This is a genomic window from Kitasatospora sp. NPDC088783 (assembly GCF_044750705.1).
Lineage (GTDB): Bacteria > Actinomycetota > Actinomycetes > Streptomycetales > Streptomycetaceae > Kitasatospora > Kitasatospora fiedleri.
Map to the genome: position 1 here is coordinate 17,739 of NZ_JBIVKJ010000027.1, position 15,304 is coordinate 33,042.

Annotated in this window: 12 protein-coding genes; 4 read left to right on the forward strand and 8 right to left on the reverse strand. The window is 75.6% G+C overall.

The features are described 5' to 3' along the window. Positions 1-49 precede the first annotated feature (49 nt). The 4 genes from mycP to eccB all read right to left on the reverse strand — a co-directional run bounded on the left by mycP (position 50) and on the right by eccB (position 3,977). Positions 50-1,384, reverse strand: coding sequence for a type VII secretion-associated serine protease mycosin (gene mycP / locus ACIP60_RS36510; RefSeq protein WP_400693384.1), 1,335 nt, complete (start codon positions 1,382-1,384; stop codon positions 50-52). Positions 1,385-1,539: 155 nt separating this feature from the next. Next, positions 1,540-1,827, reverse strand: coding sequence for a WXG100 family type VII secretion target (locus ACIP60_RS36515; RefSeq protein ID WP_100840445.1), 288 nt, complete (start codon positions 1,825-1,827; stop codon positions 1,540-1,542). Between the two features lie 77 nt (positions 1,828-1,904). Next, positions 1,905-2,204, reverse strand: a complete 300-nt coding sequence (locus ACIP60_RS36520; RefSeq protein ID WP_030462703.1) for a WXG100 family type VII secretion target — start codon at positions 2,202-2,204, stop codon at positions 1,905-1,907. A gap of 180 nt (positions 2,205-2,384) precedes the next feature. Continuing rightward, positions 2,385-3,977, reverse strand: coding sequence for a type VII secretion protein EccB (gene eccB, locus ACIP60_RS36525; RefSeq protein ID WP_400693389.1), 1,593 nt, complete (start codon positions 3,975-3,977; stop codon positions 2,385-2,387). Between the two features lie 250 nt (positions 3,978-4,227). On the opposite strand from eccB, the gene eccE reads away from it, so the two are divergent. Together eccE and ACIP60_RS36535 are read left to right on the forward strand one after the other, a co-directional pair. Then, positions 4,228-5,613, forward strand: coding sequence for a type VII secretion protein EccE (eccE, locus tag ACIP60_RS36530; protein WP_400693391.1), 1,386 nt, complete (start codon positions 4,228-4,230; stop codon positions 5,611-5,613). Beyond that, complete coding sequence (locus tag ACIP60_RS36535; protein ID WP_100840448.1) at positions 5,613-6,371, forward strand: hypothetical protein; 759 nt, start codon at positions 5,613-5,615, stop codon at positions 6,369-6,371. Before eccE ends, ACIP60_RS36535 begins: the two co-directional genes overlap by 1 nt. Before the next feature lie 124 nt (positions 6,372-6,495). Here the strand turns inward: ACIP60_RS36535 and ACIP60_RS36540 are convergent, their stop codons facing one another. Further along, a complete protein-coding gene (locus ACIP60_RS36540; protein ID WP_400693394.1) occupies positions 6,496-7,398 on the reverse strand; it encodes a hypothetical protein in 903 nt (300 codons plus the stop codon). A 27-nt stretch (positions 7,399-7,425) separates the two neighbouring features. On the opposite strand from ACIP60_RS36540, the gene ACIP60_RS36545 reads away from it, so the two are divergent. Continuing rightward, positions 7,426-8,565, forward strand: a complete 1,140-nt coding sequence (locus tag ACIP60_RS36545) for a MinD/ParA family protein (protein ID WP_400693396.1) — start codon at positions 7,426-7,428, stop codon at positions 8,563-8,565. An 81-nt stretch (positions 8,566-8,646) separates the two neighbouring features. Here ACIP60_RS36545 and ACIP60_RS36550 read toward each other — a convergent pair whose 3' ends face one another. Both ACIP60_RS36550 and ACIP60_RS36555 read right to left on the reverse strand, forming a co-directional pair. After that, positions 8,647-9,591 (reverse strand): bifunctional riboflavin kinase/FAD synthetase, encoded by a 945-nt coding sequence (locus tag ACIP60_RS36550; RefSeq protein ID WP_100840450.1) that lies wholly within the window; start codon positions 9,589-9,591, stop codon positions 8,647-8,649. A gap of 63 nt (positions 9,592-9,654) precedes the next feature. Further along, positions 9,655-13,368: a serine protease gene (locus ACIP60_RS36555; RefSeq protein ID WP_400693400.1), complete on the reverse strand. Its 3,714-nt coding sequence runs from the start codon at positions 13,366-13,368 to the stop codon at positions 9,655-9,657. Positions 13,369-13,696: 328 nt separating this feature from the next. On the opposite strand from ACIP60_RS36555, the gene ACIP60_RS36560 reads away from it, so the two are divergent. After that, the gene (locus ACIP60_RS36560) at positions 13,697-14,206 is read left to right on the forward strand and encodes a GNAT family N-acetyltransferase (protein WP_400693403.1); all 510 of its coding nucleotides are present in this window, start codon (positions 13,697-13,699) and stop codon (positions 14,204-14,206) included. A 58-nt stretch (positions 14,207-14,264) separates the two neighbouring features. Here ACIP60_RS36560 and truB read toward each other — a convergent pair whose 3' ends face one another. Next, positions 14,265-15,170, reverse strand: coding sequence for a tRNA pseudouridine(55) synthase TruB (gene truB / locus ACIP60_RS36565; protein ID WP_400693406.1), 906 nt, complete (start codon positions 15,168-15,170; stop codon positions 14,265-14,267). Positions 15,171-15,304 lie beyond the last annotated feature (134 nt).

Consider the following 15,304-nt stretch of genomic DNA (forward strand, 5'->3'; position numbering starts at 1 on the left):
CGCCCCGCACGCTCCGGCGGATCGGCTCGAACGGAACGGCTCCGGCGGATCAGCCGTGCCGCCCGCGGCGCCGGTTGAGGTCCCGGGTGACGATCGCGCCGCCGGCCAGGCCCGCCACCACCAGGGCGCCGATGCCGAGCACGAAGGTGCCGGTGCGGCGGTCCCGGTCGGCCTGGGTCTCCTCCAGCCCGAGCGGCTGCGGCTGCAGCGCGACGTTGTCGAGCTTGACCTTCGGGTCCATGCTGGGCGACGCGCTCGGGCCGGGCACCTTGGCGTACTCGACGGCCTTCACCGGGTCGACCACGCCCCAGCCGATGTACTTGTTGGGGCCCCGCTCGGTGCGCTGCGCGGTCTGCTCGATCACGGTGCGGATCTGCATCGGGTTCCAGTCGTGGTGCAGGCTCTTGAGGATGGCGGCCAGACCGGAGACGTACGGGGCGGAGAAGCTGGTGCCGTTGTCGGTGCACTGGCCGTGGCCGGGCACCGTGGAGAGCATGTCGACGCCGGGCGCGGCCACCTTGACGAAGTCGCCGTACTGGGAGAACGGGGCCCGCTCGTTGTTCCGGTCGGAGGCGCCCACGGACAGCACCGTCGGGTAGGCGGCCGGGAAGGTCGGGCCCTCGACGCCGTCGTTGCCCGAGGAGGCGACCACCACGATGCCGGCCTTGTCGGCCCGCTCCATGGCGGCCCTGAGCGCCTGGTCGTTGTCGAACCGGTCCTGGTTCTCGGACTTGTTCGGGTCGATCTGGACCCGGACGTCCTGCGAGATGTTGATGACGTCGACCTTCGCCTCGATCGCCTTGTCGACCGCGTCGATCAGGCTGGAGACGTCGCCGTTGCCCTCGGCGTCGTTCTGCCGGATCGCGTAGATCCGGGCGTCCTTGGCCAGGCCGACGAAGCCGATGCCCTGCACCGGGGCGGCCGCGATGATGCCGGCCACCTTGGTGCCGTGGCCGACGTTGTCCTCGGTGCTGGAGTTGGTGGCGGGGAGCTGCTTGCCCTTCTTCCGCAGCGTGTCGGTGAGCAGGTCGGGCCCCGCGTCGACCTTGCCCTTCAGCTGCGGGTTCCTGTCGTCCACCCCGGTGTCGATGACGGCGACCTTGATGCCGTTGCCGGTCTGGTTCGGGAAGACGCCCTGGCCGGACGGCGACGCGCTCGCCCGCGCCTTGTCCGTGCCCCACAGCTCGTCGAGGAACACCCGCTGCAGCGACCACGGCTTGGCCGCGACGTCGTCGTTGATCGGGAAGTCGCAGTCGCCGGACCCGGCGAGCCGCAGCTGTCCGCGGGTGTCACCGCCCGCCGGAGCCGGTCCGGCCCAGGCGGGGCCGATCGCCATCGGGCCGATCGCGCCCAGCACCAGCAGCACCGCACCCGTTCGGCGCAACGATCCTGACGACACCTCTGCTCCACCCCTCACTGCGTTCCACCCGTTCCGGTCGTGCCCCGCCCCGTGCGGCACACGAAGGGCGGGCGCCCCTGAGGACGCCCGCCCGTGTCAAGCACTCGCCGTGCCGGTTCCCCCGTGCCGTCGGCAGACGGTCAGCCCCAGATGCCCGCGTTCGCGTTCTCGGTCTGCTGGTAGCTCTGCGCGGCGTTGTCCAGCGCGGCGGCGATCCGACCGAGGACCTCCTGCAGGTCGGCGGCCTTGGCGTCCCACTCGGCCTGGCGGGCCTGGTAGCCCTGCTGGGCGGCGCCCTCCCAGCTGGAGGCGATGCGCTGGACGCCCGACTTCAGGTCGTCCAGCTGGTTCTGGATGCGCGAAGCGGTCTGCCGGACCTCGGAGCTGGCGTTCTGGATGGTCTGGAAATTGACGAGAATGCCGGACATTGATCTCTCCCCTTCGATGGATTCACGGCGCGCCTCCGCGGAGACGCAGTGTGGTGGTGGTTACTGAGCTACCGGCGTCAGCCGATGCCACCGACCGCAGCGCGCTGCTCCTCTTCGGTCATCGAGTAGGCCTTGGTGGTCGCCTCGATGGCCTGACGGATCTCGTCGAGGATCCGGTTGAGCGCGTTGGCGTCCTCGTTGAACTGCGACTGCATCTGCTGGTAGGCGGACGCGGCCGCGCCCTTCCAGCCCGAGGCGATCTCGGAGACCAGGTTGTTGAGGCGACCGATCTCGCCCTGGACCTGCTGGTTGACCTCACCGATGCGGTTCGCGAAGGCGGTCATTTCCTCCGCGGTCGTCGTGAACTGACCTGCCATGATCCACCGTCCCCCATGAGACAGACTACGTCCGGACGCCCCTGTGGCGAACGCCCGTACGGGCACCACTTGTGTGGTGCTCTGAAGCACTGTAACGGCCAACTGCCCTCCGCCCAACACCGGGTAGCGGGTAGTTACCAGACCATGACACTGGATCGCGCTACCCGCGTTGACGCCCCGTCAGGCGTTCTGCGGCTGAACCGCGGCCATGGTGTCGAGCACCGGACCGGCCGGGACGAGCTTGGACCAGGCGGCCGGGACCTGGGTCGGCACGACGTCCTTGTAGTCGAGCCGGGCCTGGGCCTCGTTGGTGTCCGACTTGGCGGCCGGGGCGGCTGGCACGGCGGAGGAGCCGTCGGCCGCGGGGGCGGCGGTGCTGGCGGGCAGCGAGTAGCGCAGGCCCGCGTCGGTGATCAGGAAGTAGCTGCCGGAGCTGGCCTGGCCGTTCGTGTCGAGCGTGTCGCCGTCCACGGCGCGGTACAGCAGGCCGTGCCCGGCCGTCACGTGGGCGCTGAGCGAGTCCGTGGTGACGGACGCCGGGTACTTGACGTCCGCCCAGACCGTGCGCTTGATCCGGCCGTCCGCCTCGGCCCCGGCGTAGGTCGAGCAGACCACCGTGCGGGGCTTCTCCCCGGTGTTGACGGCCTTCACCTCGTGGGCGGGCATGTCCGGGTGCTCGGTCATCAGGTGGCTGTCGATCTTGGGCTGGAGCTTGTTGATGTCGCTCGCGTTGATCGGCTCGGCCTTGACCTCGTCGGTCCCGGCACCGTACGCCATCGCCACGGCGGGGTCGTTCCGCATCAACTGGTACTGGAACGGGGTGATCTGGTAGAGCTGATCGGCGCCGACCACGTAGAAGGCGTCCTGGAAGGACAGCAGGTGGCCGATCCGCTTCTGCTTCGGGTCGGACATGTCGAGGCGGGAGGAGCCGGCCGCGCCCTTGTCGCCCATCCCGGGGATGACCGGGAACTGCACCGGGGAGCCGTTGCCCAGGGTGTCCAGCCAGGCCTGGGTGACCTGCTGCGGCAGGGGGGACTGGCCGAACAGGGCCAGCTTCAGGGAGTTGACCTGCTCCGGCGTCTGGTTGTACGTGCCGATCGCGTGCTTCATCCCGGTGGAGTCCACCAGGTAGAGCGAGCCGTCGGTCTTGGCGTCCACCGGCGGCTGCTGGACGAACAGCACCTGCTCCTCGTTGAGCACCAGGGCCGGCTCCTTGAGCTTCTTCTCCTCGTCGCCGGCGGCGACGAACACCGACTGGCCGACGCTCGACTGGGTCTTGTCCTTGCCCTGGGTGTCGCAGACCGACCAGAGCTTCTGCCTGCCCGCGTCGTCCTTGCTGGGCAGCTTGTCGGGCGCGTAGGGGATGCCGATGGTGGCGCCGCGGCTCGGGTACTTGTCCAGCACGTCGTCGGCGACGGACAGCACGGTGGCGCCCGCGGGCAGCACCAGGCGGGCCGAGGACATGTTCAGCACCTGGTGCAGGGTGGGTGCCTTGTCCTTCCCGTCGTTCAGGATCACGTAGCGGGTGGTGGAGGACTTGCCCTGGAGGATGTACTTCCCGTTGTCCCAGTTCGGCGGCGCGGCGGGCTTGAGCACGCCCCACATGCCGAAGCCGGCGACGACCACCGCGGCGACCACGAAGCTCGGCAGCACCGCCCGGAGCGGGCGCGGCGCGTCCTCGTCGTTGCCGCCACCGCCCGGCTGCAGGAAGGCCCCCACCATCCGCTTCCGGGCGAAGGTGTAGGCGTTCAGCTCGTCCCGGCGTGATGCCATGCTCGTCCCCGTCTCCCCTGTGTGACCCGCCGCGCGGGTGTCAACGCGCTTGTGCTGTCCGTGAGTCTGCCACCCGGCGGGCGGCCCCCGGGGCCACTCCTCTACGATGCGGCAGCAGACGGTGAGTACGGTAACGGGTAGGCTCCGACGGTCCGCCATCCGGGCCGCCGACCCGGCCCCCGCCCGAGACTCGTCCGGGCCCGCAGGGGGATCTGACGGGACATCTGAAGCAGAGAGGGCAATTCGGGGGATGCCAAGCCAGTCCGCTCCAGCACGACGACGCTCCACTCCGCAGGACCGGCGGCCGGACGCCCCGGGCGGACGCCGGGCCCGCAACGCACCGCCCGCCCCGGCCGCGGTCGGCCCGGTGGGCCTGCGGCTGCTGCCCAGGCCCGGGCTGCTGGGCCGCCGGCTGGAACTCAAGCAGATCGTCCAACTGGAGGTCGCCGCCGCCCTGGTGGCGGTCGGCTGGTCGATCAACACGATGATGGCCGGGATCTTCGCGGTGCCCGCGCTGGTCCTGGTCGCGATCGCGCTGCTGCGGCTGCGCGGCCGGACCACCGGTGAGGCGGTGAGCGTCCGCTCGGCGTACAACGCCCGCCGCAAGGAGGCGAAGTACAACGTCCCGCCGCCCGGCACCGACCCGGCGATCGCCCCGGTGATGGAGCTCGACCCGGCGCTCAAGACCTGCACCCACGCGATCGAGACCGACCTCGGCGACGGCCGTCCGCTGCGCCGCGAGACCGGCATGGTCGGCGACGGCACGTTCTTCACCTCGGTGCTGCTGGTGCAGTCCAAGGACCAGCCGCTGCGCCCCGGCCGGGCCACCTCCTCGGTGCCGCTGGACCTGATCTGCTCGATCCTCCAGGTCGACGACATCGGCCTGGAGTCGGTGCAGTTGGTCCAGCACACCCAGCCCGCCCCCGCGCCGCACCTGCCCGAGCACTCGCTGGCCGCCCGCGCCTACCAGCAGACCCCCGGCGGGGTCAGCACCCCGGCGCTGCGCCTGACCTGGGTCGCGCTCAAGCTCGACCCGGAGCGCGCGGCCACCGCCGTGCTGGCCCGGGGCGGCGGCGAGGAGGGCGCCCGCAAGACGCTGCAGCGCGTCACCGACCAGCTGGCCGGGCGGCTGAACAGCGCCGGGTTCATCGCGACCGTGCTGGACGAGCGGGAGCTGATCGCCGCGCTGGCCATCTCGGTGTGCGCCAACCCGGTGGCGGTGGCGGGCCGGCAGGGCTCCGGCGGCGGCGGGGTCGGCGTGCGCCGGGCCCAGGAGTCGTCGAAGTACTGCCGGATCGACGACCGCTGGCACGCCACGTACTGGATCTCCAAGTGGCCGGTGCTGTCCCGCCCGGGCATCGGCGGCGGCCGGGTGACCGCCCCCGACCTGATCAACCAGCTGACCAGCACCCCCGCGTTCGCCTCGACCTTCTCGGTCACCGCGACCCGCGCGATGGGCGGTGCGGTGGCGCTCAGCGGCCACCTGCGGCTGACCGAGCACAACGAGGCCAGGCTCGACCAGATGGGCCGCCAGGCGGAGTCCCGGGCGCAGCACAACGGCGCCTCGCTGACCCGCCTCGACCTGGAGCACGCCCCCGGCCTGCTCGCCACGCTGCCCCTGGGAGGGACGTCCTGATGGCCTACCAGACCTACTCCGGCCAGGCCCCGCAGCCGGTCGAGCAGCGGCCGGTGCGGGTGCGCCCCGGTTACGGCCTGCGCGGCCCGCGCCGGGAGAAGCACGTGCTGACGGTCGAGGACCTGGCGGCGGTGGCCTTCCCGGTCGGTGACGACGGCGTGGTGATCGGCCTGGACCACCAGCAGCAGCCCGCGGTGATCGGGCTGTTCCGCCCGTCCGCGTTCGACGTGGTGCTGGTCGGCGGCATGTGGACGGCGCAGCTGATCGCGCTGCGGGCGGCCGCGACCGGGGCCCGGATCGCGGTGGAGACCGGCCGTCCGCAGGCGTGGGCGCCGATGGCGCAGGCGGCGGGCGGCGGGCAGCCGTGCGTGACGATCCACCAGGTGGGCCGGCTGGGCGCGCAGGGCGCGTCGGTGGCGTCCCCCGTTCTGGTGGTCCGCGACCTGGGCGCGCGGCCCAACCGGAGCCGGCTGTCGGCGACGCCCTGGCAGACCACGCTGACCGTGCTGCCGTACCTGGGCCCGAACGCGAGCCGGGTGCTGAACGCCGCCGACCTGGTCGGCCTGCAGCGGGTCTCGCCGCAGGAGGCCGATCTGCTGGGCCGGCTGCTGTCGCTGGCCCCCGGTGACGTCAGCGCGCTGCCGACGCTGCCGGACAACGTGACGCTGTGGGCGACCCGGATGCGGCGCCAGTACGTGATGACCAACCAGGGCGAGGCCGAGACCCAGGTGCTGGGCGGTCCCCGCCGCATGGACTGACCGCCCACCGGCCGGTCGGCGCGCTCCGGGGCGGCTCCCGCGGCCCCGGGGCGGGCCGGCCGGCCGGGCCGGGCGGATCCGCCGTCAGGTCGGGCACCGCCTTCAAAGCGGCCCCGTGCACGGCCTAGTCTTGTTGCCCGACGGCAACCGCCGAAGCAGCTTCGGCGAGAACGAGGGAGCCCCAGTGAGCAGCGATCGGGACGGCGTCTACGTCGGCGACAACGCGGCCGAGGACGACGATGACTGGTCCGACGCCCCGGACTACACCGCTCCGTCCTGGTACACCCAGAGCGCCGCGCCGGGTGCTCCGACCGCGGCGCCGCAGCCGCAGCCCGCCCAGCAGCCGCCCGTCCAGCAGCAGGTGCCGCCAGCGGCCCAGCCGCCGCTGGTCCAGCCACCACCGGTGCAGCAGCAGGACCCGCCGCCGCAGGTGCCCGGCCCGGCGCCGGTGCAGCCGCAGCCGGCCCCGCAGCCGCCCGTCCAGCAGCAGGCCGTCCAGCCGCCGGTGGCGGCGCAGCCGGAGCAGCCGCAGCCGCCGGTGCAGCAGCAGCCGGCGCCGCAGCCGGCTCCCCAGCCGGACCCGCAGGTGCAGGTCGCGGCGCAGCCGGAGGCCGGTCCGCACGCCCAGGCCGCGCCGGCCCCGGTGCCGGACGCGGCTCCGCCGGTGGCGGCGCAGCCGGAGCAGCCGCAGCCGCCGGTGCAGCAGCAGCCGGCGCCGCAGCCGCCGCCCGTCCAGCAGCCGCCCGTCCAGCAGCAGCAGCCGTACCCGCCGCAGGTGCAGCAGCCGCAGCAGCCCTACCCCCAGCAGGGCCAGCCGTGGCCCCAGCCGCAGCCGCCGCAGGCGCAGCAGCCGCCGTACCCGCAGCAGGGCCAGCCGTGGCAGCAGCAGCCGCCGGTCGACCCGCGGGCGGGTGGCTGGCCGCAGGCGGGGCAGGGCGGGCCGCAGCCGTACCCGCAGCAGGGTCCGGGGGTCGCGCCGCCGGCTCCGGCGCAGTTCCAGCAGGGAGGCGGGCAGGCCGCGGCGCACGGTGCGGCGCTCGGGTACACGGCGGCGGTGGAGCTGTCCTCGGACCGGCTGCTGCGCGGCCAGCCGAAGGTGCAGAAGCAGTCCCGGTTCCAGTTCGGCGGCAAGTCGGCGCAGGCCGGCAAGCAGCAGAAGCTGGAGCTGATCCGGCACCCGGTGATGACCTGCTACCGGATCGCGGTGATCAGCCTCAAGGGCGGTGTCGGCAAGACCACGACCACCACCTCGCTGGGCGCGACCCTGGCCAGCGAGCGGCAGGACAAGGTCATCGCGATCGACGCCAACCCGGACGCGGGCACCCTGGGCCGCCGCATCAAGCGGCAGACCGGGGCGACCATCCGCGACCTGGTGACGGCGATCCCGAACATCCGCAGCTACATGGACATCCGCCAGTACACCTCGCAGGACCCGAACTCGGGCCTGGAGATCGTCGCCAACGACGTGGACCCGGCGGTCTCCACCACCTTCGACGACTCGGACTACCGCCAGGTGATCCAGGTGCTCGGGCAGCACTACCCGATCATCCTGACCGACTCCGGCACCGGCCTGCTGTACTCGGCGATGCGCGGCGTGCTGGACCTGGCGGACCAGCTGATCGTGGTGGCCACGCCCAGCGTGGACGGCGCCTCCAGCGCCTCGACCACACTGGACTGGCTGTCCGCGCACGGCTACGCGGACCTGGTGCAGCGCTCGATCACGGTGGTCTCCGGGGTGCGCGAGACCAGCAAGATGATCAAGGTCGAGGACATCGTGGCGCACTTCCAGACCCGCTGCCGCGGCGTCGTGGTGGTGCCGTTCGACGAGAGCCTGGCGGCCGGCGCCGAGGTCAACCTGCAGATGATGCGGCCCAAGGTCCGGGACGCCTACTTCGAGCTGGCGGCGCTGGTCGGCGAGGACATCGCCCGCTCCCAGCAGCAGGCGGGCTGGCAGGGCCAGCAGCAGTACCCGCCGCAGGGCGGCTACCCGCAGCAGCAGCCCTACCCCCAGCCGTACCCGCAGCAGGGGGGCTACCCGCAGCAGGGCCAGCCGTGGCAGCAGCCGCCCGGCCAGCCCTACCCGCAGCAGGGCGGCTACCCGCCGCAGGGCCAGCCGCAGCAGCAGCCCCCGCAGCCCGGCTACGGCTACCCGCCGCCGCACGGGTACGGCTACCCGCCGCCCCACCAGGGCTGAGCCCGCCCGCGCACCCGGGCCGGGCCCGCACGCGCCGGAGCCCCCGCGGACGACCCGTCCGCGGGGGCTCCTGACGTCCGCTCAGGGGCGCTCGGTGAGCTCGCGGGCCCGCTTGACGTCCTCGGCCATCCGCTCCAGCAGGGCGTCGACGGAGTCGAACTTCTCCATGCCGCGCAGCCAGGCCAGGAAGTCGACGGCCACGTGCTGCCCGTACAGGTCGAGGCCGACCCGGTCGATGGCGTACGCCTCGACGGTGCGGGCGGTGCCGTCGAAGGTCGGGTTGGTGCCGACCGAGATCGCGGCGGGCATGGTCTCGCCGTCGGCGGTCAGCCAGCCCGCGTACACGCCGTCGGCGGGGATCGCCGAGTGCGGGACGGTGTCCACGTTGGCGGTGGGGTAGCCGAGTTCGCGCCCGCGCTGGGCGCCGCGGACCACCTCGCCCTCGACCCGGTGCGGGCGGCCGAGGATCTCGGCGACGCCGGTCATGTCGCCGGCCGCGACCAGCCGGCGGCAGAGGCTGGACGAGAACGGCTCGCCGTCGCCCGCCGCGCCGCGCACCTGGAGGTCGACCACCTCGACGGTGAAGTCGTCGGCCCGGCCGAGCTCGGCCAGCAGCTCGACGTTCCCCGCCGCGCGGTGCCCGAAGCGGAAGTTGGGGCCCTCGACGACCGCCTTCGCGTGCAGCGCCTCGACCAGCACCGACCGCACGAAGTACTCCGGGGACTCCTGGGAGAACTCGGCGGTGAACGGCAGCACCAGGACGGCGTCCACGCCCAACTGCTCGACCAGCTCGGCCCGGCGCGGCTGCGGCGCCAGCAGCGGCGGGTGGGTGCCGGGGCGGACCACCTCGCTGGGGTGCGGGTCGAAGGTGACCACGACCGACCGCGCGCCCAGCTCGCCGGCCAGCTCCACCACCCGGTTGATGATCAACTGGTGTCCGCGGTGGACCCCGTCGAACGATCCGATGGTGACGACGCTGCGCCCCCAGTCCCCGGGGATCTCCTCCAGGCCGTGCCAGCGCTGCACCTGACCGCTCCTTGTTCCTACGGGGTGCACGGGCCGTGCACGCGAAAGACCGAAACCGAACCCCTATAGCGTGCCATGCGCCCGGCCCTGCCCAGGTACCGGAAGGCCCTTGGTGTGACCGGTCAGACGACCGCCGGGGCGGTCGACCTGCCGCTCGGCCTCGGCGGCGGCGTACTGCGGGTCCCGGCCGGACGCGGCGAGGGCCCGCAGCCGGGCCAGCCGGGGCCCCAGGGGCGGCGGCGGGGCGTCCTCGGGCCAGGACGCCAGCAGCCGCGCGAAACCCGCCCAGCGGCCCGCACAGCGCACCAGGGCGGCGTCCGCGCCCGGCCACCGCTCGGCGACCAGCAGCAGCAGCTCGCGCACCCGCCGCTCCGGGTGCCCGGCGTGCCGGGCCGCCAGCGCCTCCACCACCGCCGCCAGCACCCGCCCGTCCCGCTCGACGGCCAGCAGGGCGTCCAGCAGCTCCTCCCGCCCGCCGCCGGGCGCCGCCAGCACCGGCGCGAACCGGGCCCGCACCGCCGGACCGGCCGCCAGCACCGCGTCCAGCAGCGGACGGCCGTCCCACCCGGCGTCCAGGGCCGCGTCCAGGTGCCGGGCGACCTCCTCGGCCCGCTCCGGGTCCTCCCGCAGCAACTCGGCGGCCAGCAGCAGGCCGGAGCGCGCCACCGCCGGGTCGGCCGCCCCGGCCAGCACCCGCAGGCCCTCCCCCGCCCGGGCGCCCGGCACCCGCAGCCGCTCGCGCACCGCCGCCAGCACCGGCGCCGGGTGCTCCGCCAGCAGCCCGGCCAGCACCTCCGCGGTCAGGAACGGATCGCCCGCCCGGTACCCGGCCAGCACGGCCGGCAGGTGCTCGGCCCGATGCGCCGGGTCGCGCACCAGCAGCGCCAACGCCGCGCCGTGCAGGGCGGGTTCGTCCTCCCGGGCGAGCAGCGTCCGGGCCGCCAGCCGCAGCAGCTGCGCGCCCGAGCCGCCCGCGTGCGGGGCGGTGCGCAGCGCGTGCACGGCCGCCGCGACGTGCCGCTCGGGGCGCGGGTCGTGGCTCCAGCGGTCGACCGCCCGGCACAGCGCGGACGGCTCCCGCTCGGCCAGTCGGCCCAGCAGCGCGTCCGCCCGCGGGTGCGCGGTGGCCACCAGGGCCTCGGTCAACTCGTCCAGCGCCAGCGCCCGGTGCTCGTACAGCAGCTCGTCGGCCAGCGCGGCGGCGCGTTCGGTGCGTTCGGTGCGTTCGGCCTCCCCGGTGCGTTCGGTGCGTTCAACCTCCCCGGTGCGCTCGGTGCGCTCGGCGCCCCTGGAGGTCCGCCCGTACCAGGCGCACAGCAGCGGCAGCACGCCGCGCGGATCGGCCGTCAGCAGCTCGGCGGCGGCCGTCCGGGCCACCTCCGCCCGGCCCGGGTCCCCGGCCAGCCGGCCCAGCAGCGCGACCCGTTCGACCACCGACAGCGGCAGCCCGGTCCAGAACGCGGAGCCGAACCGCTCGTCCCGGCCGGCCCGTTCGGCCAGCAGCTCCAGCAACTCCCGGTGCGCGGACGGCTCCGGGCTCGCCGCGATCCCCGCCACCAGCAGCCGGGCCGCCCACCAGTCCGCCTCCCCGCCCCGCTCCGCCCGCTCCAGCGCCGCCCGCACCCGGCGCAGCCACCCGTCCAGCACCGCCGCGCCCCGCACCTGCCCCACCCGGCGCAGCGCTCCCGCCACCACCCCGACCCGGCCCCGGCCCACCCCGCCCCGGACCTCGCCGACGGCCCGGGGGACGGCGGACGCGAGGACGGCGGAGGTAGGGGCGGCGGAGGTAGGGGCGGCGGGCGTGGGCACGGCGTCCGCCCGGGCCCGCTGCTCGCCGCCGCCGGAGGCCCCGACGGCGGGCGCGCGAAGCGTCCCACCGCTGCCCGGTGCCCGCCCCGCGCCGCCCCCGCCGCCCCCGCCGCCCCCGCCGCCGCCAGCGCCCCCGGCGTCGAGGTCGGCACCGTCCACCCCGGCCCCGGCCCCGGCCCCGGCCGCGTCCCCCTCCTCCGGCCCGTCCCGCTCCTCCGGCTCCTCCAGCAGCAGCCGCAGCGCCGCGTCCAGGTCGAGGTGCAGGCTCTGGAGCCACTCCCCCCACTCCTCGTGGCCCGCCCGGTAGCCCGCGCCCGCGGGCACCAGCAGCCGCTCCTCGCGGACGGCCCGGGCCCATCCGCCCGCGTCCGGGAACAGCCGGGCGAAGTCCGCGGCGGGCAGCGCCCCGTCCCCCGCGCCGAGCATCAGGCGGGCGGCCTCGTGCAGCCGTCCGGCCGCGACGGCCGCGAGCCGCCGGACCTGCCGGGCGTCCTCGCCGGGTGCGGCCGGGCTGCCGCGCCGGTGGCGGCGCGGGCCGCCGGGGGTGCGGGCGACCCGGCGGGCGACGGCGAGGCAGGCCAGGTCGAGCCAGCCGTCGAAGAGTTCGGCCCGGCTGCCGACCGGGCCGTGCACGCCCGCGCCGCGCAGTTCGCCGGCCAGCCGCAGGGCCAGCGGGTGGCCGCGCTCGGCCGGGGCGAGGAACGTCCCGGGCAGGCCGTAGCGGCGGCCGGCCCGGGACGCGGCGTCGTCGGTGAGCGGGCCGAGCCACAGCGCCCGGGCGGTGGAGCGCCAGGGGCCGAGCTGTTCCCAGCCGTCGGGCCGGCAGGCGACCAGGGCCCGGGCGCGGTGCGCGCGCAGCCACTCCAGCCCGGCCGTCAGCCAGCGCGCGGAGAGGGCGAGCGGTGCCTCCTCGGGGCCGTCGAGCACCACCAGCAGCGGCCGTCCGGCGTCGGCGCACAGCGCGGCCAGCTCCCCCGGGTCGACCTCCGGTACGCCGAACTCCCTTGCGGCCAGAGCGAGTCGGCGGCGCAGCGGGTCGCCGAGGGTGCGGTCCCCGGCGGCCAGGTCGGCGCCGCGCAGCCAGAGCGTGGGCAGCGGCTGCGCGGCGCCGGCCCGGCGCACCGCCAGTGCCGCCAGTTCGGTGCTGCGGCCGCTGCCGCTCTCGCCGAGCAGCACGGTGAGGACGTCCTGCGGTTCCTCGCCGCTGAGGCCGTCGGGGCGGTCGACCCGGTCGGCGGCGAGTTCGGCGATCCGCCCGGGCCCGGCGGCGGCGGCCTCCAGCTGGGCCTCGGTCAGGCGCAGCGCCCCGCCCAGGTTGAGCGCCCGGCCGAAGGCGGGGGCGTCGGCGCCGTTGCGGGCCAGCAGTCGGCCGAGCGGGGAGTCCTCGGGGCCGGGGCCGGCCGCCAGCGGGACGGCCGCCACGCCGGGCCCGGCGACGGCGCGCACCCGGGGGGCGACCACGGCGAGCACCGCGCCGGTCTCCGGGTCGAGCACCGGCGACCCGGCGGGCGGGGTGACCGGGAGGTCGAGCACCAGCACGCCGGGGACGGTGCGCACCAGCCCGCCGTCGCCGCAGCGGCCGCTCTCCCGGCCGATCGGGCCGCCGCGGGCCAGCGCGGGCGCGCCGTCCTCCCAGCGCTGGTGCGGCACCGCGACGGGGCCGGTGACGGCGGTGCGGCCGATCGGCAGCGCGGGGCCGGGCAGGCCGCCGACCGCGGCGGTGCGCAGCAGGGCCAGGCCGTGGCCGGGCAGCAGGTCGACGCTCTCCGGGCCGAGCACCCGGGACTGCCCGCCGGGGGTGTGCAGCACCAGCCGGGGCACTCCGGCCACCGCCTCGTGCGCGGTGACCACGGTGCCGTGCCGGTCGGCGACGAAGCCGAGGCCGCACAGCCGGCCCTGCTGGTCCCTGATCCGCAGCAGCGCCCGTGCCGGATCCCCCGCGAAGCCGGCGCCCGCACCCTCGCCCATCCCGCCAGTCCTCCCGCCGGTCCTCCGGGCCGGGCCGCGCCCGGCCCCGCACGGAGCCGGGGCCCGGCCGCCGTGCACACCGCGGGTGAGCCTGCCCCCCACCAGCCCCACGGCACCCCGCACGCCCCTCTCACCACACCGCTTCACTCCGCGCGCCCCCCACCGCCCCGCCCGGCGCGCACCCCGCCCCGGACCACCCGGCCCGCTCCCACCCGCCGCCAACTGCCGACTCCCGCCGCCCACTTGCCCGCGCCACTCATCGCGTTTCGGACCCCGCAACCGGAAAACCGCTGGCGCCCCGCCCGCCCCGGGAGCCACCCTGCCCGGCATGGACGTCCGCCTGACCCCCTGGTCCGACTCCGACCTCGACCTGCTGCGCCGCGTCAACACCCCGCAGATGCGCCGCCACGTCGGCGGCCCGGAGGACGAGGAGCAGCTGCTCCTGCGCCACCGCCGCTACCTCGAACTGCCGTCCCGGGGCGGCCTGATGTACGCCGTGCTGGCCGACGGCGCCCCGGCCGGCTCGATCGCCCGCCACCGGCGCGACTGGCAGGGCGCCGAGGTGCACGAGGCCGGCTGGAACGTGCTGCCCGAGTTCCAGGGGCGCGGCATCGCGCGCGCGGCCGGCCGCACGCTGCTCGGCGCGCTGCGCGCGCTGGTCGCCGCCGACCCGGCCGCCCCGGGTGTGCTGCACGCCTTCCCGGCCGTCGACAACGCCCCGTCCAACGCGCTCTGCGCCCGGCTGGGCCTCACCTGCGCCGGCCCGTGCGCCTTCGAGTACCCGCGGGGCTCGGGCCGCTTCCTGCGCAGCAACGACTGGCGCCTGCCGCTGCGCTGAGAACGGCGGCGGCCCCGGCGGGACGCGTCCCGCCGGGGCCGCTGCCGGAGCGTGCCGCTCAGCCGACGAACACCGCCACCGGCTTGGCCTTGCCGCCGCTCTCCTCGATCAGCGCCAGGAACCGCCCGTCCGGGTCGAAGACCGCGACCGGCCCGGCCGCGCCCAGCCCGGGGGCGTCCAGCCGCATGCCGTTGGAGAGCAGCCGGGCCTGCTCGGCGTCCACGTCCCAGCGCGGGAAGGCGGCGGCCGCGGCCTCGGCGATCGGCAGCACCTCCAGCTTCTCCTCCAGCTGCTCCAGGGTGCGCGCCGACTCGACCGCGTACGGCCCGACCCTGGTGCGCCGCAGCGCGGTCAGGTGTCCGCCGACGCCGAGCGCCGCGCCCAGGTCCCGGGCCAGCGCCCGGATGTACGTCCCGGAGGAGCAGTCGACCGTGACGTCGAGGTCGAGCACCGGCGTGCCGTCCTCGGCGACGGCGGCGCGCGCCTCGTGCACCGTGAAGGCGTGCACCGTGGTGGGGCGGGCGGCGAGCTCGAAGTCCTCGCCCTCGCGGACCCGGGCGTACGAGCGCTTCCCGTCGATCTTGATCGCGCTGACCTTGGACGGGACCTGCATGATCTCGCCGGTGAGCTTCGCGACCTCGGCGTCGACCGCCTCGCGGGTGACGCCGTCCGCGGCGGCGGACGCGGTGACCTCGCCCTCCCGGTCGTCGGTGACCGTGGTCTGCCCGAGCCGGATCGTGGCCTCGTAGGTCTTGGCGGTGAGCATCAGGTGCCCGAGCAGCCGGGTGGCCCGCTCCACGCCGATCACCAGCACGCCGGTGGCCATCGGGTCGAGGGTGCCCGCGTGCCCGACCTTGCGGGTCCCGGCCAGCCACCGCAGCTTGGCGACCACGCCGTGCGAGGTGATGCCCTCCGGCTTGTCGACGATCACCAGCCCGTCGGGGCCCGTGCCTTTACGCTTCATCGCTTCATCATCATTTCGAAATCCGGCCCGCATCCCTGCGCGCATTCCGGCGCGACCGCTCCCGCGGCCCGCCCGGCCCGAGCACCGAACCGCACGAGCCTAACGCGCGCCGGAGCCCCCGGACGCCGCCCGCA